This window comes from uncultured Enterovirga sp. (assembly GCF_964242715.1).
Taxonomy (GTDB): Bacteria; Pseudomonadota; Alphaproteobacteria; order Rhizobiales; family Beijerinckiaceae; genus Enterovirga.
Genome location: NZ_CAXTAZ010000004.1, coordinates 1 through 19,490, shown reverse-complemented (window position 1 = coordinate 19,490; position 19,490 = coordinate 1). Strand labels below are relative to the sequence as shown.

General features: G+C 65.1%; 29 protein-coding genes and 2 pseudogenes. 2 read left to right on the top strand and 29 right to left on the bottom strand.

The features are described 5' to 3' along the window. Positions 1–127 precede the first annotated feature (127 nt). Positions 128–586 (top strand): hypothetical protein, encoded by a 459-nt coding sequence (locus ACFE87_RS03420; protein WP_375458212.1) that lies wholly within the window; start codon positions 128–130, stop codon positions 584–586. 358 nt (positions 587–944) lie between these two features. Further along, entirely contained in the window at positions 945–1,616 is a 672-nt protein-coding gene (locus tag ACFE87_RS03415) for a nitroreductase (RefSeq protein ID WP_375458211.1), read from the top strand. A gap of 9 nt (positions 1,617–1,625) precedes the next feature. On the opposite strand, the gene ACFE87_RS03410 is transcribed toward ACFE87_RS03415, so the two are convergent. The 29 genes and pseudogenes from ACFE87_RS03410 to ACFE87_RS03270 all read right to left on the bottom strand — a co-directional run. Next, the gene (locus ACFE87_RS03410) at positions 1,626–2,120 is read right to left on the bottom strand and encodes a carboxypeptidase regulatory-like domain-containing protein (RefSeq protein ID WP_375458210.1); all 495 of its coding nucleotides are present in this window, start codon (positions 2,118–2,120) and stop codon (positions 1,626–1,628) included. Positions 2,121–2,172: 52 nt separating this feature from the next. Then, entirely contained in the window at positions 2,173–2,763 is a 591-nt protein-coding gene (locus ACFE87_RS03405; RefSeq protein ID WP_375458209.1) for an adenylate kinase, read from the bottom strand. 44 nt (positions 2,764–2,807) lie between these two features. Further along, on the bottom strand, positions 2,808–4,145 hold the full coding sequence (gene secY, locus ACFE87_RS03400) for a preprotein translocase subunit SecY (RefSeq protein ID WP_375458208.1): 1,338 nt from the start codon (positions 4,143–4,145) through the stop codon (positions 2,808–2,810). A gap of 122 nt (positions 4,146–4,267) precedes the next feature. Further along, positions 4,268–4,765, bottom strand: a complete 498-nt coding sequence (gene rplO, locus ACFE87_RS03395; protein WP_375458207.1) for a 50S ribosomal protein L15 — start codon at positions 4,763–4,765, stop codon at positions 4,268–4,270. Continuing rightward, positions 4,765–4,983: a 50S ribosomal protein L30 gene (gene rpmD, locus ACFE87_RS03390; protein WP_375458206.1), complete on the bottom strand. Its 219-nt coding sequence runs from the start codon at positions 4,981–4,983 to the stop codon at positions 4,765–4,767. Before rpmD ends, rplO begins: the two co-directional genes overlap by 1 nt. A gap of 11 nt (positions 4,984–4,994) precedes the next feature. Then, positions 4,995–5,594, bottom strand: a complete 600-nt coding sequence (gene rpsE / locus ACFE87_RS03385) for a 30S ribosomal protein S5 (RefSeq protein WP_375458205.1) — start codon at positions 5,592–5,594, stop codon at positions 4,995–4,997. A gap of 71 nt (positions 5,595–5,665) precedes the next feature. Further along, on the bottom strand, positions 5,666–6,028 hold the full coding sequence (gene rplR, locus ACFE87_RS03380) for a 50S ribosomal protein L18 (protein ID WP_375458204.1): 363 nt from the start codon (positions 6,026–6,028) through the stop codon (positions 5,666–5,668). 11 nt (positions 6,029–6,039) lie between these two features. Then, complete coding sequence (gene rplF, locus ACFE87_RS03375; RefSeq protein WP_375458203.1) at positions 6,040–6,573, bottom strand: 50S ribosomal protein L6; 534 nt, start codon at positions 6,571–6,573, stop codon at positions 6,040–6,042. A gap of 33 nt (positions 6,574–6,606) precedes the next feature. Then, the gene (gene rpsH / locus ACFE87_RS03370) at positions 6,607–7,005 is read right to left on the bottom strand and encodes a 30S ribosomal protein S8 (protein ID WP_375458202.1); all 399 of its coding nucleotides are present in this window, start codon (positions 7,003–7,005) and stop codon (positions 6,607–6,609) included. 12 nt (positions 7,006–7,017) lie between these two features. Then, a complete protein-coding gene (rpsN, locus tag ACFE87_RS03365; protein ID WP_375458201.1) occupies positions 7,018–7,323 on the bottom strand; it encodes a 30S ribosomal protein S14 in 306 nt (101 codons plus the stop codon). Positions 7,324–7,374: 51 nt separating this feature from the next. Then, entirely contained in the window at positions 7,375–7,905 is a 531-nt protein-coding gene (gene rplE, locus ACFE87_RS03360) for a 50S ribosomal protein L5 (RefSeq protein WP_375458351.1), read from the bottom strand. Positions 7,906–7,987: 82 nt separating this feature from the next. Then, entirely contained in the window at positions 7,988–8,305 is a 318-nt protein-coding gene (gene rplX / locus ACFE87_RS03355) for a 50S ribosomal protein L24 (protein ID WP_375458200.1), read from the bottom strand. Next, a complete protein-coding gene (rplN, locus tag ACFE87_RS03350; protein ID WP_375458199.1) occupies positions 8,305–8,673 on the bottom strand; it encodes a 50S ribosomal protein L14 in 369 nt (122 codons plus the stop codon). The genes rplX and rplN overlap by 1 nt, the downstream gene beginning before the upstream one ends. A 221-nt stretch (positions 8,674–8,894) precedes the next feature. Further along, positions 8,895–9,149, bottom strand: a pseudogene (gene rpsQ / locus ACFE87_RS03345) (30S ribosomal protein S17); the annotation flags it as partial. Positions 9,150–9,160: 11 nt separating this feature from the next. Next, a complete protein-coding gene (gene rpmC, locus ACFE87_RS03340) occupies positions 9,161–9,400 on the bottom strand; it encodes a 50S ribosomal protein L29 (protein WP_375458198.1) in 240 nt (79 codons plus the stop codon). Between the two features lie 5 nt (positions 9,401–9,405). Continuing rightward, on the bottom strand, positions 9,406–9,819 hold the full coding sequence (gene rplP, locus ACFE87_RS03335; RefSeq protein ID WP_375458197.1) for a 50S ribosomal protein L16: 414 nt from the start codon (positions 9,817–9,819) through the stop codon (positions 9,406–9,408). A gap of 30 nt (positions 9,820–9,849) precedes the next feature. Continuing rightward, positions 9,850–10,563, bottom strand: a complete 714-nt coding sequence (rpsC, locus tag ACFE87_RS03330) for a 30S ribosomal protein S3 (RefSeq protein WP_375458196.1) — start codon at positions 10,561–10,563, stop codon at positions 9,850–9,852. A 7-nt stretch (positions 10,564–10,570) separates the two neighbouring features. Continuing rightward, positions 10,571–10,954, bottom strand: coding sequence for a 50S ribosomal protein L22 (gene rplV / locus ACFE87_RS03325; protein WP_375458195.1), 384 nt, complete (start codon positions 10,952–10,954; stop codon positions 10,571–10,573). A gap of 1 nt (position 10,955) precedes the next feature. Beyond that, the gene (rpsS, locus tag ACFE87_RS03320) at positions 10,956–11,234 is read right to left on the bottom strand and encodes a 30S ribosomal protein S19 (protein WP_375458194.1); all 279 of its coding nucleotides are present in this window, start codon (positions 11,232–11,234) and stop codon (positions 10,956–10,958) included. Between the two features lie 7 nt (positions 11,235–11,241). Further along, complete coding sequence (rplB, locus tag ACFE87_RS03315) at positions 11,242–12,084, bottom strand: 50S ribosomal protein L2 (RefSeq protein WP_375458193.1); 843 nt, start codon at positions 12,082–12,084, stop codon at positions 11,242–11,244. Positions 12,085–12,102: 18 nt separating this feature from the next. Continuing rightward, the gene (locus ACFE87_RS03310; RefSeq protein WP_375458192.1) at positions 12,103–12,399 is read right to left on the bottom strand and encodes a 50S ribosomal protein L23; all 297 of its coding nucleotides are present in this window, start codon (positions 12,397–12,399) and stop codon (positions 12,103–12,105) included. Positions 12,400–12,401: 2 nt separating this feature from the next. Next, positions 12,402–13,049, bottom strand: a complete 648-nt coding sequence (gene rplD / locus ACFE87_RS03305) for a 50S ribosomal protein L4 (RefSeq protein ID WP_375458191.1) — start codon at positions 13,047–13,049, stop codon at positions 12,402–12,404. Continuing rightward, positions 13,046–13,798 (bottom strand): 50S ribosomal protein L3, encoded by a 753-nt coding sequence (gene rplC / locus ACFE87_RS03300; protein WP_375458190.1) that lies wholly within the window; start codon positions 13,796–13,798, stop codon positions 13,046–13,048. Before rplC ends, rplD begins: the two co-directional genes overlap by 4 nt. A gap of 46 nt (positions 13,799–13,844) precedes the next feature. Beyond that, positions 13,845–14,153: a 30S ribosomal protein S10 gene (rpsJ, locus tag ACFE87_RS03295; RefSeq protein WP_375458350.1), complete on the bottom strand. Its 309-nt coding sequence runs from the start codon at positions 14,151–14,153 to the stop codon at positions 13,845–13,847. A 99-nt stretch (positions 14,154–14,252) separates the two neighbouring features. Further along, positions 14,253–15,443, bottom strand: a complete 1,191-nt coding sequence (gene tuf / locus ACFE87_RS03290) for an elongation factor Tu (protein WP_375458189.1) — start codon at positions 15,441–15,443, stop codon at positions 14,253–14,255. Positions 15,444–15,517: 74 nt separating this feature from the next. Continuing rightward, positions 15,518–17,593 (bottom strand): elongation factor G, encoded by a 2,076-nt coding sequence (fusA, locus tag ACFE87_RS03285; RefSeq protein WP_375458188.1) that lies wholly within the window; start codon positions 17,591–17,593, stop codon positions 15,518–15,520. A gap of 27 nt (positions 17,594–17,620) precedes the next feature. After that, positions 17,621–18,091 (bottom strand): 30S ribosomal protein S7, encoded by a 471-nt coding sequence (gene rpsG / locus ACFE87_RS03280; protein WP_375458187.1) that lies wholly within the window; start codon positions 18,089–18,091, stop codon positions 17,621–17,623. Between the two features lie 115 nt (positions 18,092–18,206). Further along, positions 18,207–18,578: a 30S ribosomal protein S12 gene (gene rpsL / locus ACFE87_RS03275; RefSeq protein WP_375458186.1), complete on the bottom strand. Its 372-nt coding sequence runs from the start codon at positions 18,576–18,578 to the stop codon at positions 18,207–18,209. A gap of 357 nt (positions 18,579–18,935) precedes the next feature. Then, a pseudogene (locus ACFE87_RS03270) lies at positions 18,936–19,490 on the bottom strand (DNA-directed RNA polymerase subunit beta'); the annotation flags it as partial.

Here is a 19,490-nt window from a genome sequence, read left to right as displayed (position 1 = left end):
TCCAGAACCGCTGGCTCGTGCCCCGAACGGAGACAGTATTCGAACTCTCGAGCATACTCCCGATCGAGCTCGTTAACCCCACCTTAACCACGTCCCTCAAGGGTAGGCGGGGCACAAAGGCGAGAGCATGGATCACGCGCGCAAGTTCAGGGCGGACCTCGAGACGCAGGACCCGATGGCGCGGGTCCGGTCGAGGGTGGAATCCGGTCAGAGCCTCGAAGGGCTGGACAAGATACTGCGCTTCTCGCCCACCTCTCGTGACGCGGAACAGGATGGATCGCGCGAGCGAGGCCCAGGCTTCTCGGCCCGGGACATCGCCCAGGCCATCGACCTCGTCCACGAGGCTGCGCAGAGCATCAGGGTCGCCGAGGACCGCGCTCGCGACGGGGAAGCCCGGACGCAGGCGCTGCTGCAACGCGCGACCGAGGAATTGAAGAGCGCCGAAGCCCGCGTCCAGGCGGCGGAGGCCCGCGCCAGGACGGCCGAAACGCGTAGCCAGGAGGCCGAGGCGCGGCTGCGCGAGGCCGAGGACTGGCTGCGACAGGTCTTCTCGGCCATCTCCGAGGAATTGCCGCTGCGGCGCTGACCAGCGCGTGACTGGTGGGGCTTAGGGCCGTCTAACCCGGTTGCCTATTGTCCTCGGTCCCGCTCTTCCGAGCTTTGGGCCGAGCCCTGGGGAGACGGAGATGCCGGTGAGGCGCCGACAACCGGGCGGTTGTCCCCAAGCGCCAGGTGGTGGCAAGCTGGCGCGTCATCGGCCCGGATCCGCCCAATCCCGGACATCCAGCGCACAGCCCCAGAGCCGCTGAATCGAGGCGGAGCCTCCATAGCTCCCCGCTTTTCCGAAGGTACTCTTCCCGATGCACGACGAGGGTTCAGGTGGCGCGGCACTCGGCCGTCCGACGTCGGGCCATGAGGGGGCCGCTTCGGCGGAGGCCGCCGCCGTGGAGGCCCTGATCGCCGGTCGCCGCAGCGTCCGGGCATTCAGGCCCGATCCGGTGCCGGCCGCCTTGGTCGAGCATCTCCTCGACATCGCGGCGCGGGCGCCGAGCGGAACCAACATGCAGCCGTGGCGCGTCTACGCCTTAGCCGGCCCGCAGCAGTCGGCTCTGGCCGGCGCCCTGCGGCGAGCGCACGACGAGGAGCCCTCGGCCGGGCGGGTGAGCGAATACGATTACTATCCCGTGCCGCTCTTCGAGCCCTATATCGCACGCCGCCGAAAGGTCGGGTTCGACCTCTACGGCCTGCTCGGGATCGGTCGCGGCGATCACGCCCGCATGCATGCCCAGCACGCCCGCAACCTCGACTTCTTCGACGCTCCAGTCGGCCTGATCTTTACGATCCACCGCGACCTGAAGATCGGGAGCTGGCTCGATTACGGCATGTTCCTCGAGAACATCATGATCGTGGCCCGTGCGCACGGGCTCGAGACCTGCGCCCAGGCGGCCTTCGCGCCGTTTCACGGCACTATCCGGCAGCATGTTCCCATTCCGGAGGACGAAGTCGTCGTCTGCGGGATGGCGCTGGGCCACGAGGACCCCGACGCCCCGGAGAACGGGCTCGTGACAGCCCGCGTTCCGGCCCGGGACTTCACGACGTTTCTGGGCTTCGACTAGGCCCAGGCGCTACTTACCCGAGATGATGGCTTCCGTCGTCTCGTCGTTCTTGACCTCGACGATGTCGTAGATCGCGCCCCCGCGGGTGAGATACGAGCTCGGCTCCGTCCAGAACACGCGGGTGGCCACGATGTAGCGCCCGGGCGCAAGCTCCTCGAAGGCGAACTTGCCCCGCATGTCCGCCTTCGTCTCGCGGCGGTACCGGTAATAGCCCTCCGGCGGGTTCTCGACGGCGTTGCCGAAATAGGAGCGCATGTCACCGCCGAACATGCTGTTGAAGCGCTCTACCGTGTAGCTGGTGGCCGGAATGAGAAAGACCCGCTCGCCCGCCGCCGTGACGAGCCTGCCGTAATCCCGCCGGAGGAAAGCCTGGCCGTCGATGCGGCCCTTGCCCTTCTTGAGCGCGAATTCAGCCTGGGCCGGATCGAACTCGGACCTGATCGGCGTCGCCTGGCAGCCCTGCAGTCCTAGGATCGCGAGAGCGACCGCACACGCACGCACCATGGCCACGCAACCCTGACGTTCTCACGTCAGTTTGCCGCAGCCGTGGAGAGCGTCAAGCCACTTCCGCTCCCAGGAGGCGGGTAATGTCGGCCGTAACGGTGTCGATCGGGGCCATTCCGTCGGTGACGCGCAACAGCCCGCGTCCGCGATAGTATTCCGAGAGAGGCGAGGTCTGCTCACGATAGGCGGAGAGCCGGATCTGGAAGGCTTCCGGATTGTCGTCCTTGCGGACGGGCTCGCCGCGGGATGCCGTCTCGGCCGCGCGCTTGGCGATTCGGGCGACCAGTGCCTTCTCGTCCACCTTTAGCTCAATCACGGCATCAAGCCGCATGCCCTTCTCGGCCAGCATATGGTCGAGTGCTTCCGCCTGCGGAACAGTTCGAGGAAAGCCATCGAGAATGAAACCCCGCGCGGCATCGGCCTGTTCGATGCGGTCCGCCACGATACCGATGACGAGCGCGTCCGAGACGAGCTCGCCGCGCGCCATGACGTCCTTCGCCATGACGCCGACGGGCGTGCCGGCCGCGACGGCGGCGCGCAACATGTCGCCCGTCGAGAGTTGCGGGATTCCGAGCCGTTCGACGATCCGCGCCGATTGCGTGCCCTTCCCCGCTCCCGGCGGCCCGAGAAGGATCAGCCTCATGTAACCTCACCCCTCGAGCGCGACCGTTCTGGCCGCCGTGCCGACTAGCGCCGGCGTGCGCCGCGCAACTTGGCCTTCTTGACGAGGCCTTCATACTGGTGGGCGAGCAGATGCCCATGCACCTGCGCCACCGTGTCCATGGTGACAGACACGACGATCAGAAGCGAAGTGCCGCCGAAATAGAAGGGCAGCGCGGCGTATGAAATCAGCAACTCGGGCAGCAGGCAGATAATCGTGAGATACGCGGCCCCGATCACCGTCACTCTCGTCAGCACATAATCGATCTGCTCGGCCGTGCGCTCGCCGGGCCGGATGCCCGGAATGAAGCCGCCATGCTTCTTGAGGTTGTCGGCCGTCTCCTGCGGATTGAACACGATCGCTGTGTAGAAGAAGGCGAAGAAGATGATCAGGGCGGCGTAGAGGAAGATGTAGGCGGGTCGGCCGTGGCCAAGGAACGCGGACAGCGTCTGCACCCAGCCGGACCCGGTCTGGTCGCCAGAGAAGCTCGCGAAGGTCGCCGGCAGCAGCAGAAGGGAGGAGGCGAAAATCGGCGGGATCACGCCCGAAGTGTTGAGCTTCAGCGGCAGGAACGAGGTCTGCCCCTCATACATCCGGTTGCCGACCTGCCGCTTCGGGTAATTGATCAGGAGCCGGCGCTGCGCCCGCTCCATGAAGACGATGAAGGCCGTGACGACGACCGCCATCACGACGACGGCCAGGATGACGAGCGTCGAGATCGCCCCCTGGCGGCCGAGTTCCAGCGTTCCGGCGATCGCGGACGGCAGATGCGCCACGATGCCGGCGAAAATGATGAGCGAGGAGCCGTTGCCGATGCCCCGGCTGGTGATCTGCTCGCCGAGCCACATCAGGAACATGGTCCCGCCCGTGAGCGAGATCACCGTCGAGATGAGGAAGAACGGTCCGGGCTCCTGGACGATGTTGCCGGAGGATTGCAGGCCGACCGCTATGCCCCAGGACTGGAATACGGCCAAGACGACGGTGATGTAGCGCGTATACTGGTTGATCACCTTGCGGCCGGATTCCCCCTCCTTCTTCAAGGCTTCGAGGGTCGGCACGACGGAAGTGAGAAGCTGGACGATGATCGATGCCGAGATATACGGCATGATGTTCAGCGCGAAGATGGCCATGCGCTCGACGGCGCCGCCGGAAAACATGTTGAACAGCCCGAGCACGCCCCCGGACGCCGCCTGGAAGCTCTGCCGAAGCGCCTCGGTGTCGATGCCGGGCAGCGGGATATAGGTGCCAAGCCGGAACACGAGCAGCGCGCCGAGCGTGAACCAAATCCTCTTCTTCAGTTCCTCGGCCTTGCCGATGGCACCGAAATTGAGGTTGGAGGCGAGTTGCTCGGCTGCGGATGCCATCGTGCTGTCCCGAAACGCCGCCGAGAGGCGGCTGCCGGTCACAAGGCCCGAAGGGCCTCATGGCCGGCGAGTATCAAAGTACGATCCCGGAGGCGGTTCTCACACCCCGGACGAGCGCGACCTTACGCCGTCGCCTCGGGAGCGGAGGCTTCGGTGACGCCACCGGCCAGCATGGTGATGGACCCACCGGCCCGGGCGATCGCCTCGGCGGCCGACCGGGACGCTCCGGCCACCTCGAAGACGAGCTTCGTGGTAAGTTCGCCGTTGCCGAGGATTCGCACGCCGTCGCGCGGCTTGGAGACGACGCCGGCCGCCACGAGCGACTCGACCGTCACAGTCGCACCGGTATCCAGCTTGCCGGCATCGATCGCGACCTGGATTCGGCCGAGGTTGACCTCATTATAATCCTTGGCATTCGGCGGCGTGAAGCCGCGCTTGGGCAGGCGACGATGGAGCGGCATCTGACCGCCCTCGAAGCCCTTGATGGCGACGCCGGTCCGGGCCTTCTGACCCTTGACGCCGCGCCCGCCCGTCTTGCCCTTGCCGGAACCGATGCCGCGTCCAACCCGCATCCGGTTCTTGGTCGCGCCTTCGTTGTCGCGGATTTCGTTGAGCTTCATCACGCCCTCCCCTCGGGTGCGTCGACGACGCGAACGAGATGCTTCACGGTCTCGATCATGCCGCGAGTCGCGGAATTGTCGGGAAGCGTGGAGCGGCGGTGCAAGCGGTTCAGGCCGAGACCGATGAGGGTCTGGCGCTGGTTGCCCTGCCGGCGGATGGGCGAACCGATCTGCTCGACCGTGACGGTCCCGCCATTCGTGGTGGTGGTGTCAGCCATGACCGCCCTCCTCACGAATCGGCGCCGGCGCCGTCCGACAGATCGGCGTGACGGCGGCGGGACTGGAGGGTGGAGACCTTGATGCCGCGTCGGGCGGCGACCGCCCGCGGGCTATCCTCGTTCTTCAGGGCGTCGAAGGTCGCCCGGACGAGGTTGTAGGGGTTCGAGGAGCCGAGAGACTTCGCGACGACGTCCTGCATGCCAAGCGTCTCGAAGACGGCGCGCATCGGACCGCCGGCGATGATGCCGGTGCCCTGCGGCGCGGCCCGGAGGATGACCTTGCCGGCGCCGTGGCGTCCGTTGACGTCGTGATGGAGCGTGCGGCCTTCCCGGAGGGCGACGCGGACCAGTCCGCGCTTGGCGGCCTCGGTGGCCTTCCGGATCGCCTCGGGAACCTCACGCGCCTTGCCGTGACCGAAGCCGACGCGGCCCTTCTGATCGCCGACGACGACGAGCGCCGCGAAACCGAAGCGACGGCCACCCTTCACCACCTTGGCGACGCGGTTGATGTGGACGAGCTTGTCGACGAACTCGCTGTCGCGCTCTTCACGATTGTCGCGCCGGTCGCGGTTCGGCCGGCCACCGCCGCCGGAATGAGGTTCTCTTGCCATGATCTATCCCGTCTGAACTTGTGCGCAGGCGGCGGCCCGCTCGCTTTGACGTGTGTTTCGACTGTCCGCCGTCAGAATTCGAGACCGCCCTCGCGGGCAGCGTCAGCCAGGGCCTTGACCCGACCGTGATAGATGTAACCCGAACGGTCGAACACGACCCGGGTGATCCCCGCCGCAGAGGCGCGCTCGGCGACGAGCCGGCCCACTTCCTTCGCCGCTGCAACGTCAGCGCCGGTCTTCAGCGACCCCTTCAGATCCTTCTCCAGGCTCGACGCGGCTGCGACCGTGCGGCCGTTCGCGTCGTCGATCACCTGGGCGTAGATCTGCTTCGACGACCGGAACACCGACAGGCGGGGCCGACCATTCGCGACCTTGCGGATCGCGCGTCGGACACGCGCCTTGCGGCGGTCTTCAGCGCCCTTTTTCTCAGCCATGATGCGCCAACCTACTTCTTCTTGCCTTCCTTGCGGAAGATGAACTCGCCCGCGTATTTCACGCCCTTGCCCTTGTAGGGCTCGGGACCGCGATAATCGCGAATCTCGGCAGCCGTCTGACCGACCTTCTGCCGGTCGATCCCGGCCACGATGACCTCCGTCGGACGGGGCACCGTGATCGTGATCCCGGACGGGATCTCGTAATCGATGTCGTGGCTGTAACCGAGCGACAGCTTCAGCACCTTGCCGGCCAGGGCCGCCCGGTAGCCGACGCCGTTGATCTCGAGCTTCTTCTCGAACCCCTTCGACACGCCCTCGACCAGATTCGCCACCTGTGCCCGGGACATGCCCCAACGCGAGCGCGCAGCCTTCGACTGGTCTCGGGGCGTCACCGTCACGGCGCCGTCGTTCATGGCGACCGTCACCTCCTCCGGGACCCGGAAGAAGAGCTCGCCCTTCGTCCCCTTGACGGTCACGACCTGCCCGTCGACGCTCGCCGTCACACCCGACGGCACGGCGACCGGTTTCTTACCAACGCGAGACATCCTCGCCTCCTGATCTATATGCGGGGCTGCCGGTCAGAAGACCTGGCAGAGCACTTCGCCGCCGACATTCTTGTCCCGGGCTTCGTGATCGGCCATCACGCCCTGCGGCGTGGACACGATCGTGATCCCGAGGCCGTCGGCGACATGCGGCAGCGCATCGACCGAGGCGTAGACGCGACGACCAGGCTTCGACACCCGCGAGATGCGCCGGATGACCGGGTCGCCTTCGTAGTATTTCAGCTCGATCACGAATTCCGAACGGCCGTTGCCGTAGTCGGTCGTGCCATAATCGCGTATGTAGCCCTCGGCCTTCAGCACGTCGAGCACGCGGGCCCTGAGCTTCGAACCGGGAGTCATGACGGAACTCCGCTTGCGCATCTGCGCGTTGCGGATACGGGTCAGCATATCGCCGAGAGGATCGTTCATCGACATCGCTCGTCCTCCCTACCAGCTCGACTTGACGAGGCCGGGGATCAGGCCTTGCGACCCGAGTTCCCGAAGGGCGATGCGCGACATCCCGAGCTTGCGGTAGAAGGCGCGCGGACGGCCGGTCATCTCGCAGCGGTTGCGGATGCGGGTCGGAGCGGAGTTGCGCGGCAGCTCGGCCAGCTTGATCCGCGCCTCGAACCGCTCTTCCATGGACAGCGACTGGTCGTTCGCCGTCTCTCCAAGCAGCTTGCGCTTGGGCGCGTAAGCCGCGACCATCTTGCGCCGCCGCTTGTTCTTCTCGATCGAACTTTTCTTTGCCATGTCTCGATGATCTCCAGTGTCCGCGTCTGACGTTCGCCGATTAAGCGGGCGTCACTGCCGGAACGGGAAGTTGAAATGCTTGAGGAGCGCACGCGCCTCGTCGTCGGTCCGGGCGGACGTCGCGATGACGACGTCCATACCCCAGATCTGCTCGGCCTTGTCATAGTTGATCTCGGGGAACACAAGGTGCTCCTTGATGCCGAGCGCATAATTGCCGTGACCGTCGAACGACCGCGGGTTCAGGCCCCGGAAGTCCCGGACGCGGGGCAGAGCCACGGTCACGAGACGGTCGAGAAACTCGTACATGCGAGCCTTGCGGAGCGTCACCTTGGCGCCGATCGGCATGTTCTCGCGAACCTTGAAGGTCGCGATCGCCTTGCGGGCCCGGGTGATCACCGGCTTCTGACCGGCGATCAGCGCGAGGTCGGCGGCCGCGACCGAGGCCTTCTTCGAATCCGCCGTCGATTCCCCGACGCCCATGTTCAGCACGATCTTCGTGATCTGCGGAACCTGCATCGGGTTCGTGTAGCCGAATTCCTCGGTCAGCTTCGCTCGCACCTCTTCATCGAAGAGCTTGCGCATGCGCGGGACGTAATCGGCCGGCACGTCAGAACCGTTGCTGCCCTCGGGTGCCGCCTGGGCCTCTGCGGAGGCCTTGGGTGCCTTAGCCATCGATCGGATCTCCGGAACGCTTGGCGAACCTGACCTTGCGGCCATCATCGAGTGTGCGGAAGCCGACCCGGGTCGGCTTGCCATCCTTGGGGTCGGCGATGGCCAAATTCGAGAGGTGGATCGTCGCCTCCTTGGAGATGATCCCGCCCTCCTGGTTCATTGTCTGCTTCTGGTGCTTCTTGACGATGTTGACGCCCCGGACGGTGGCGCGGCCGTCCGTCGGAATGACCCGAAGGACCTCCCCGGTGCGACCGCGGTCACGTCCCGTCAGGACGACGACCTTGTCGCCCTTCTTGATCTTTGCCGACATCACAGCACCTCCGGAGCCAGGGAGATGATCTTCATGTGGTTCCGGGCGCGGAGCTCGCGCGGCACGGGACCGAAGATACGGGTGCCGACCGGCTCCTTCTGATTGTTGATCAGGACGGCCGCATTCTTGTCAAAACGGATCACCGAGCCGTCCGGGCGCTTGATATCCTTGGCGGTGCGAACGACGACCGCCTTCATGACGTCGCCCTTCTTGACGCGGCCGCGCGGGATGGCCTCCTTGACGGAGACCACGATGATGTCGCCGACGCCGGCATATTTCCGCTTCGACCCGCCCAACACCTTGATGCACATCACGCGACGGGCGCCGGAATTGTCGGCGACGTCCAGATTTGTCTGCATCTGGATCATGACCTTGAACCTCTCTCTGTCTCAGACGGTTTCCTGTCCATCTCGGACCGGACTGCGCCTGACGGGGATCTGAAGTCCCCAAGTTCACTTCAGCGTCTGCCGGGGCTCGCCAACCGCGAGACCCGAGGTTTCTTGTACGATCTGGGCTACGAGAGCCCGACCGCCGCCTTGACCCGGTCGACGACGCCGCCGACCGTCTCGGCCACACCCGACAGGATGCCGCCAGGCTCGTCGCCCTCGGGAGCGCCTGCCTCGACGAGCTTCCAGGTCTTCGTCTTCGAATAAGGACGGGATTCCTGGATTTGCACGATCTGGCCCGTCTTCGCCACGTTGTTCTCGTCGTGGGCGTGGTAGTTCTTTGTCCGGCGAACCGTCTTCTTCAGGACGGGATGGGTGAAGCGCCGCTCCACCTTGACCACGATGGTCTTGTCCGTCTTGTCGCTGACGACGAGTCCCTGCAATACACGCTTCGGCATAGTCTGTCTCCTCAGGCGCTGGCCGCCTGAGCCTTGGGCTCAGACTGGGCCGCGACGCGCTGCCGACTCTGCAGCGTCTTGATGCGGGCGATGTCGCGGCGGACGATGCGGACACGCGAGGTATTCTCGAGCTGACCCGTCGCCCGCTGGAAGCGCAGGTTGAACTGCTCCTTCTTCAGGGCGAGGAGTTCGTCCTGCAGCTGATCGGCGGACAGCCGGACCAGGTCGTCGAAACGGGCTTTGGACTTCATGGCTCCTACTCCGCGATGCGCTGCACGAAACGCGTGCGCACCGACAGCTTTGCGGCTCCAAGGCGAAGCGCCTCGCGGGCGATGTCCTCGGAGACGCCGTCGATCTCGAACATGATACGGCCGGGCTTCACACGCGCCGCCCAGAATTCCGGCGCGCCCTTGCCCTTGCCCATACGGACTTCGGTCGGCTTCGACGACACCGGAACGTCCGGGAAGATCCGGATCCACACCCGGCCCATCCGCTTCATCTCGCGGGTGATCGCGCGGCGAGCCGCCTCGATCTCACGCGCATTGACGCGCTCCGGCTCCAGGCACTTGAGCCCGTACTGACCGAAATTCAAGTCCGTCCCGCCCTTCGCGGTGCCGTGGATGCGGCCCTTGAACTGCTTGCGGAACTTCGTCTTCTTGGGTTGCAGCATGACAATCTACCTGTTGCTCTGCGGGCGGCCCTAGGCCGCCTGCTCGGCCGAGCGGCGACCGGTCGACCGTGCGCCGGCCTCCTCGTTCATCCGCTTGTCCTGTGCCATCGGGTCGTGTTCGAGGATCTCGCCCTTGCAGATCCACACCTTGATGCCGCAGGTGCCGTAGGTCGTGAACGCCGTCGCGACCCCGTAATCCACGTCCGCCCGCAGGGTATGCAGGGGCACGCGACCTTCGCGGTACCATTCCATGCGGGCGATCTCCGCCCCGCCGAGCCGGCCGGAACAGTTGATCCGGATGCCCTGAGCGCCGAGCCGCATCGCCGACTGCACGGCCCGCTTCATCGCGCGCCGGAAGGCCACGCGACGCTCGAGCTGCTGGGCGATCGAATCCGCGACCAGCATGGCGTCGACCTCGGGCTTGCGCACCTCGACGATGTTGATCGTGACCTCGGCCTTGGTCATCTGGCCGACGAGCTTCCTGAGCTTGTCGATATCGGCGCCCTTCTTGCCGATCACGACTCCCGGCCTGGCCGAGTGGATCGTGACCCGGCATTTCCGGTGCGGCCGCTCGATCACGATCTTCGAGACCGCCGCCTGCTTCAACTGCTTCGTGAGCATGGCCCGGACGGCCACGTCCTCGTGCAGCAGCTTCGCGTAATCGCCCTTCTCGGCGAACCAGCGCGAATCCCAGGTCCGGTTGATGCCGAGCCTGAGTCCGATCGGATTGACTTTCTGACCCATGGTGACCTCAGGCCGCAGCGGCTTGGACTTCGCGAACCACGATCGTCAGGTTCGAGAAGGGTTTCAGGATGCGGGCGCCGCGACCGCGGGCACGCGCATGGAAGCGCTTGAGGACGAGCGCCTTGCCGACGAAGGCCTGCGCCACGACAAGGTCGTCCACGTCGAGATCGTGGTTGTTCTCGGCATTCGCGATCGCGCTCTCGAGGCATTTGCGAACCTCGGTCGAGATCCGCTTGCGCGAGAATTGCAGGTCAGCAAGCGCGGCGGAGACCTTCTTGCCCCGGATCAGCTGAGCCAGAAGGTTCAGCTTCTGCGGCGAGACGCGAAGCATCCGGGCGACGGCCTTGGCCTCGTTCTCCGGCAGCGCGCGGGGGGTTGCGGACTTGCCCATCTCAGCGCCTCTTCGCCTTCTTGTCGGCCGCGTGACCCGTGAAGGTCCGGGTCGGCGAGAACTCGCCGAACTTGTGGCCGACCATCTCCTCCGACACGTAGACGGGGATATGCTTGTGACCGTTATAGACACCGAAGGTGAGCCCCACGAATTGCGGGAGGATCGTGGAGCGACGGCTCCAGATCTTGATCACCTCGTTGCGGGTCGAGCCGCGAGCGGCATCGGCCTTCTTCAAGAGGTAGCCGTCGACGAACGGCCCCTTCCAGATCGAACGTGCCATGACCGGCTCAGCCCTTCTTCTTGCGCTTGTGACGGGAGGCCACGATGAACGTGTCCGTCCGCTTGTTCGAGCGCGTCTTCTTGCCCTTGGTCGGAAGACCCCAGGGTGTCACAGGATGCCGGCCACCCGAGGTGCGGCCTTCGCCGCCGCCATGCGGGTGGTCGATCGGGTTCATCGTCACGCCGCGGTTATGCGGCTTCAGGCCGAGCCACCGATTCCGACCGGCCTTGCCGATCGAGATGTTCATGTGATCGGGATTGGAGACCGCACCCACGGTCGCGTAGCAAAGGCCGTGGATGAGGCGCTGCTCGCCGGACTTCAGGCGCAGGTTCACATAGCCCACGTCGCGCCCGACGATCTGGGCGTAATTGCCGGCCGAACGGGCGAGCGCGCCGCCCTTGCCGATCTTCGTCTCGACATTGTGGACGATGGTGCCGACCGGCATGTTGCCGATGGGCATCGCATTGCCGGGCTTGATGTCGACATTCTCGCCGGCAACCACCGAATCGCCCGGCGAAAGCCGCTGCGGCGCGATGATGTAGGACAGATCACCGTCCGGATATTTCACCAGCGCGATGAAAGCCGTGCGGTTCGGATCATACTCGATCCGCTCCACGCTCGCCGCCTCGCCGGCATGGTCACGCCGCTTGAAGTCGACATAGCGATAGGTCTGCTTGTGCCCGCCGCCACGGAACCGGACCGTGATCCGGCCATGGTTGTTGCGGCCGCCCGAGGAGTGTTTCCCCTCAGTCAGGCTCTTGATGGGCTTGCCCTTGTAGAGCTCGCTCCGGTCGACGAGCACGAGCTGGCGAAGGCCAGGCGTGATCGGCTTGAAGGTCTTGAGTGCCATAACCTCGATCCCTGCCCGTCAGAGCCCGGTCGTCACGTCGATCGACTCGCCTTCGGCGAGCGTCACGATCGCCTTCTTGACGTCGGCGCGACGGCCCTTGCGGCCGCGGAAGAACTTCTCCTTGCCCTTGGTCACGAGCGTGTTCACGGCCGTGACCTTGACCTCGAAGAGCCGCTCGACGGCCTCCTTGATCTGGGGCTTCGTCGCATCCGGGGCGACCCGGAACACGACCTTGTTGTGCTCCGACAGGTTCGTGGCCTTCTCGGTGATCACCGGGCTCACGATCACGTCGTAATGGCGCGGTTCGGCGCTCATGCCTATGCTCCCTGGCTGGCGGACGGCGTCGCCGCGAAGCGTGCCTCCAGCGCGTTCACCGCGGCCCTCGTCAGCACGAGCGTATCGCGACGGAGGATGTCGTAGACGTTGATGCCCTGGACCGGCAGGACGTCGATATTCGGCAGGTTCCGGGCAGCGAGCCCGAAATTGGTGTCGACCTCGGCGCCCGAGATGATCAGCGCATTCGCAAGGCCCATCACGCCGAAGCGCTCCTTGAGCGCGGCCGTCCTCGGCTCAGCCAGCGTCGCGTCGTCAACGACGATCAGGGTCTGCGACTTCGCCTTGGTGGAGAGCGCATGACGAAGCGCCAGCGCCCTTACCTTCTTGGGCAGGTCATGCTCGTGCGACCGGACCTGCGGTCCGAAGGCGCGACCACCGCCCCGGAACTGCGGCACGCGTGCCGAGCCGTGACGCGCGTTGCCCGAGCCCTTCTGCTTGTAGAGCTTCTTGCCGGTGCGCCAGATCTCGGCGCGGTTCTTAACCGCATGCGTGCCGGCGCGGCGCTTGGCGAGCTGCCAGCGCACCATGCGGGCCAGGATGTCGGCACGCGGCTCGAGACCATAAATCTCGTCCGCGAGCTCGACCGAACCCGATGCTTCGCCGCCGAAGGATTGGAGATCGAGTTTCATGACGCGTTCTCCTCGGCGCTCTCGGAGACGGCAGGAGCCACGTCCTCGTCGCTGCTATCCGCAGCAGCGCCGCCGCGGGCCCGGAACTTGCCCGGCATCGGCAGGTCGGCAGGTGCCTTCCGCTTGACCGAGTCCCGGACGAAGATCCAGCCGCCGGCATGACCCGGCACGGCACCTTCGACCAGGATCAGACCGCGCTCGACATCGGTCTGCACGACGCGAAGGTTCTGGGTTGTGACCCGCTCGACACCGAGATGGCCGGCCATCTTCTTGTTCTTGAAGGTCTTGCCAGGATCCTGGCGACCGCCCGTACCGCCGATGGAGCGGTGCGAGACCGAGACACCGTGGGTGGCCCGGAGACCGCCGAAATTCCAGCGCTTCATGCCGCCAGCGAAGCCCTTGCCGAGCGTCGTGCCCGTCACGTCGACGAACTGGCCAGGCAGGAAGTGGTCAGCCGTGATCTCGGCCCCGACCGGGATCATCCCGTCCTCGGACACCCGAAACTCGGCGAGCTTCCGCTTCGGCTCAACCTCGGCGACCGCGAACCGGCCGCGCTCGGCTCGGGACACGTTCTTTACCTTGGCAGTGCCGACGCCGACCTGCAGCGCGACGTAGCCGTTCTTCTCCATGGTCCGGTGGCCGACGACCTGGCAATTGTCGACCTTCAGCACCGTCACGGGGACATGCTCCCCGGCATCCGTAAAGATGCGGGTCATCCCGACCTTCTGTGCAATCACGCCTGAGCGCATCGTCTCGTCCTTTGGGCGTATTCGGGCCAGCTCGAACCGAGACGGCTCAGAGCTTGATTTCGACGTCGACGCCGGCGGCGAGGTCGAGCTTCATCAGGGCGTCCACCGTCTGCGGGGTCGGGTCGACGATATCGAGAACCCGCTTGTGGGTCCGCATTTCGAACTGCTCCCGCGACTTCTTGTCGATATGGGGCGAGCGCAACACCGTGAACTTCTCGATGCGGGTCGGCAGCGGGATCGGCCCGCGCACCTGAGCGCCCGTCCGCTTCGCCGTCGACACGATCTCGCGCGTCGAGGCGTCCAGGACGCGGTGGTCGAAGGCTTTCAGCCGGATGCGGATGTTCTGGTTCATGATCTCATCTTCTCGCGGCGTCATGCCCGGGAATGTCCCGGGCAATCGGCCCTCGCGTCCAACTGAACCCTCGGGACAAGCCCGAGGGTGAAGGCGACGTGACTACTCGACGATCGAAGCCACGACGCCCGCGCCCACGGTCCGGCCACCCTCGCGGATGGCGAAGCGGAGCTTCTCTTCCATGGCGATCGGCACGATCAGCGTGACATCCATGGTCACGTTGTCGCCGGGCATCACCATCTCGGTGCCCTCGGGAAGCGTGCACACGCCGGTCACGTCCGTGGTCCGGAAGTAGAACTGGGGACGATAGTTCGTGAAGAATGGGGTGTGGCGGCCGCCCTCTTCCTTGGTCAAGATGTAGGCCTCGGCCTTGAACTTCGTGTGCGGCTTCACCGAACCCGGCTTGCAGACGACCTGGCCGCGCTCGACATCCTCGCGCTTCGTGCCGCGGAGCAAGACGCCGACATTGTCGCCGGCTTGGCCCTGGTCGAGCAGCTTGCGGAACATCTCGACGCCCGTGACCGTGGTCGTCTGGGTCGCCCGGATGCCGACGATCTCGACCGTCTCGCCGACCTTGACGATGCCACGCTCGACGCGGCCGGTCACGACCGTGCCGCGACCCGAGATCGAGAACACGTCCTCGATCGGCATCAGGAACGGCATGTCAATCGGACGCTCAGGTTGCGGAATGTACTCGTCGACAGTCTTCATGAGCGCGACAACGGCGTCGTGGCCGATCGCCTTGTCGCCGTTGTCGAGCGCAACCTTGGCCGAACCCTTGGTGATCGGGATGTCGTCGCCCGGAAAGTCGTATTTCACGAGGAGCTCGCGCACCTCCATCTCGACGAGTTCGAGAAGCTCGGCGTCGTCGACCAGATCGACCTTGTTCAGGAACACGACGAGCGCCGGCACGCCGACCTGACGGGCGAGCAGGATATGCTCGCGAGTCTGCGGCATCGGGCCGTCGGCGGCCGACACGACCAGGATCGCTCCGTCCATCTGCGCCGCGCCCGTGATCATGTTCTTCACGTAGTCGGCGTGGCCAGGACAGTCGACATGGGCGTAGTGCCGGTTCGCCGTCTCGTACTCGACGTGCGCCGTCGAGATCGTGATGCCGCGCGCCTTCTCTTCCGGAGCCTTGTCGATCTGATCATAGGCCGTGAACGTGGCGCCGCCCGACTCGGCCAGGACCTTGGTGATCGCCGCGGTCAGCGAGGTCTTGCCGTGGTCGACGTGACCAATGGTGCCGATGTTGCAATGCGGCTTGTTGCGCTCGAATTTAGACTTGGCCATGACAGCATCCTACCTTCTAAGTCGGATCGGGTTGGGCCGGGGGGCGATCTGCCGCTCCCGACTGCGTGAATTGATCAGGCGTACTTCGCGACGACCTTCTCAGCTTCGCCGCGCGGCACTTCCTCGTAATGGTCGAACTGCATCGTGAAGGTGGCCCGGCCCTGCGAGAACGACCGGAGCGTGTTCACGTAGCCGAACATGTTGGCGAGCGGCACCATGGCGTTCACGACATTCGCGTTGCCGCGCATGTCCTGACCCTGGATCTGGCCGCGCCGCGAGTTCAAGTCGCCGATGACGCCGCCGGTGTAATCCTCCGGCGTCACGACCTCGACCTTCATCACGGGCTCGAGCAGGACCGAATGGCCCTTCTGCAGCCCTTCCCGCATCGCCGCCCGCGAGGCGATCTCGAAGGCGAGTGCCGACGAGTCGACCTCGTGGTAGGCACCGTCGACGAGCTGGACCTTGACGTCGACCACCGGGAAGCCGGCCAGGATGCCGGCGCCCATCACCGAGTTCAGGCCCTTCTCGACGCCGGGGAGATACTCCTTCGGCACCGACCCGCCGATGACCTTCGACTCGAACTCAAAACCCTTGCCGGGCTCGTTCGGCTCGACGATCAGCTTGACGCGGGCAAACTGGCCCGTGCCGCCGGTCTGCTTCTTGTGCGTGTAATCGATCTCCGCCCGGCGCGTGATCTTCTCGCGATAAGCCACCTGCGGCGCGCCGATATTCGCGTCGACCTTATAGGTGCGGCGCAGGATATCGATCTTGATGTCGAGATGGAGTTCGCCCATCCCCTTAAGGATCGTCTGGCCGCTTTCCTGGTCGGTCGAGACCCGGAAAGACGGATCCTCGGCCGCAAGCTTCGCGAGCGCGAGACCGAGCTTCTCCTGGTCCGCCTTCGACTTCGGCTCGACGGCGATCTCGATGACGGGTTCCGGGAATTCCATCTTCTCGAGGATGACCGGCTTCTGCGCGTCGCAGAGCGTGTCGCCCGTCCGAACTTCCTTGAGGCCGGCGAGCGCAACGATGTCACCCGCGAAAGCCTCCTTGATGTCCTGCCGGTCGTTCGCGTGCATCAGAAGCATGCGGCCGACACGCTCCTTCTTGTCGCGCGTCGAGTTCAGGATGCCCGTGCCGGATTCAACCTTGCCGGAATAGACGCGGCAGAAGGTGATCGTACCGACGAACGGATCATCCATGATCTTGAAGGCGAGCATCGAGAACGGATCGCTGTCGATCGCATGGCGCTCGATCGGCTCCTCGGTGTCCGGGTGGATCCCGGAGATTGACTCGCGATCCGCCGGCGACGGCAGGAAGTCGACGACTGCGTCCAGGAGAGGCTGCACGCCCTTGTTCTTGAAGGCCGAGCCACACAGGACAGGGTGGAAGGCGCGCCGCTGGACGGCAGTACGGACGAGCCGCCGCATCGTCTCGTCGTCCGGCTCTGTGCCGTCGAGATAGGCGGTCATGGCCGCGTCATCCATCTCGACGCAAGCTTCCACAAGCTTCAGCCGGTACTCCGCCGCCTGTTCCTTAAGGTCGTCGGGGATCTCGATCTCTTCGTAATCAGCGCCGAGCGCCTCGCCCGACCAGACCACGCCTTTCATCTTGATGAGATCGACGACGCCCCGGAAAGTGTTCTCGGCGCCGATCGGCAGCTGAAGGCAGACGGGCTTGCCGGCGACACGGTCGATGATGTCGGCGACGCAACGGAAGAAATCCGCGCCGATCTTGTCCATCTTGTTGACGAAGACGACGCGCGGCACGTCGTACTTGTCGGCCTGGCGCCACACAGTCTCGGTCTGAGGCTCGACGCCCTGGTTGCCGTCGAGAACGCAAACAGCGCCGTCGAGCACGCGGAGCGAACGCTCCACCTCGATGGTGAAGTCGACATGGCCGGGCGTGTCAATGATATTCAGGCGCTTGTCGCGCCAGAAGCAGGTCGTCGCAGCCGACGTAATCGTGATTCCGCGCTCCTGCTCCTGCTCCATCCAGTCCATGGTAGCGGCGCCCTCATGGACCTCGCCGATCTTATGGGACTTTCCGGTGTAGTAGAGGATCCGTTCGGTGGTCGTCGTCTTGCCGGCATCAATGTGGGCCATGATGCCGAAGTTACGATAATCCTCGATCGCGTGCGTGCGGGGCATGATGTTCGCTCCTGACCTTCCTCAGCCTTACCAGCGGTAATGCGAGAAGGCGCGGTTGGCCTCGGCCATCCGGTGCGTGTCTTCGCGTTTCTTGACGGCATTGCCGCGGTTGTTCGCGGCATCGAGCAGTTCGGCCGACAACCGGTCCACCATGGTGCGGTCGTTCCGCGACCGGGCGGCCTGGATCAGCCAACGGATGGCGAGCGCCTGACGGCGCTCCGGGCGGACTTCGACCGGCACCTGATAGGTCGCGCCGCCGACGCGGCGGGACCGGACCTCGATCGCGGGAGCGACGTTGTCCAGCGCCGCACGGAACACCTCGATCGGGTTCGCCCGGGCCCTGCCCTCGACGAGCTCGAGAGCGCCATAGACGATCCGCTCGGCCGTCGACTTCTTTCCCTCATACATGATCGAGTTCATGAACTTGGTCACGACGATATCACCGAACTTGGGGTCCGGGATGATCTCGCGCTTTTCGGCCTTATGGCGGCGGGACATGTCCTGCTCCGGTCTTCGCTTCGCTGTGATGGTCGGGCTTGTCCCGGCCATCCCGCTCTAGAAGAGCGCTGCTATTCTCGAGATCCCCGGGACGAACCCGAGGATGACGGCCGAACTACTTCGGCCGCTTCGCACCGTATTTGGAGCGGCGCTGCTTGCGGTTCTTCACGCCCTGAGTGTCGAGGACACCGCGCAGGATGTGGTAGCGCACGCCTGGCAGATCCTTGACGCGGCCGCCGCGGATCATGACCACCGAGTGCTCTTGAAGGTTGTGACCTTCACCCGGGATATAGCCGATGACCTCGTAGCCGTTCGTGAGCCGGACCTTCGCGACCTTGCGGAGCGCTGAGTTCGGCTTCTTCGGCGTCGTCGTGTAGACGCGCGTGCAGACGCCGCGCTTCTGCGGGCAGGCGTCCAGCGCCGGAACCTTGTTGCGGGTCGCCGGCACCGTGCGCGGCTTCCTGATCAATTGGCTGATCGTCGGCATCGAGCCCTCGTTGACGGAGACGTTTGCACGTCTCCTCATTTCGATATGACGTTCGCGAAAGACGAAGCGTCCAAACGAAAAGGCGCGCCACAGGTTCGAAGAACCTCTGCCGCGATGAAATCGCAGAGGACCGCCCCGGCTGCCCGGAAAGGTCTTGCTACCCATGTCGACCCGGAGGCCAACTCGTACCCGCTAAGGACGACAGCGTCTAAGTTCGATGCATCGAACCGTGTCGGTTCGATCCGCGAGACTTACGGCCTGCCGTGGATGGAGGCGTTCTAAGGCCCCCGTCAGAGGTCGTCAACCCGAAAACGGGCGATTGCCTCCTCCGGCCAATGCCGGAGGAGGCGGATCGCACTACTCCGCGGCGGAGGGCAGTTCGGCGATCTGCGCCGCCGCGTTGGCGGCCGCATGCGCGGCCGCTTCCGAGGCCCGCGCCTGGGCCTCGGCGTTGCGCTGGGCGAGGATGAGCTCGTCCCGCTTCGTCGCCACCTGCCGGATCTGCGTGTTCATGGCGCCCGTCCCGGCCGGGATGAGCGAACCTACGATCACGTTCTCCTTCAGGCCTTCGAGCGTGTCGACCTTACCGTTCACGGCGGCCTCCGTCAGCACGCGCGTGGTCTCCTGGAACGAGGCCGCCGAGATGAACGACTTCGTCTGCAGCGAGGCCTTGGTGATCCCGAGCAGCACGGGGACGCCGACGGCCGGCTTCTTCTTCTCGGCGATCAATTGCTCGTTGATCTCCTGGAATTCGAGCCGGTCCATCTGCTCGCCGTTCAGAAGCTCGGAATCACCACCTTCGGTGACCTCGATCTTCTGCAGCATCTGCCTGACGATGACCTCGATATGCTTGTCGTTGATGTTCACGCCCTGGAGCCGGTAGACCTCCTGGATCTCGTTCACGAGATAGGC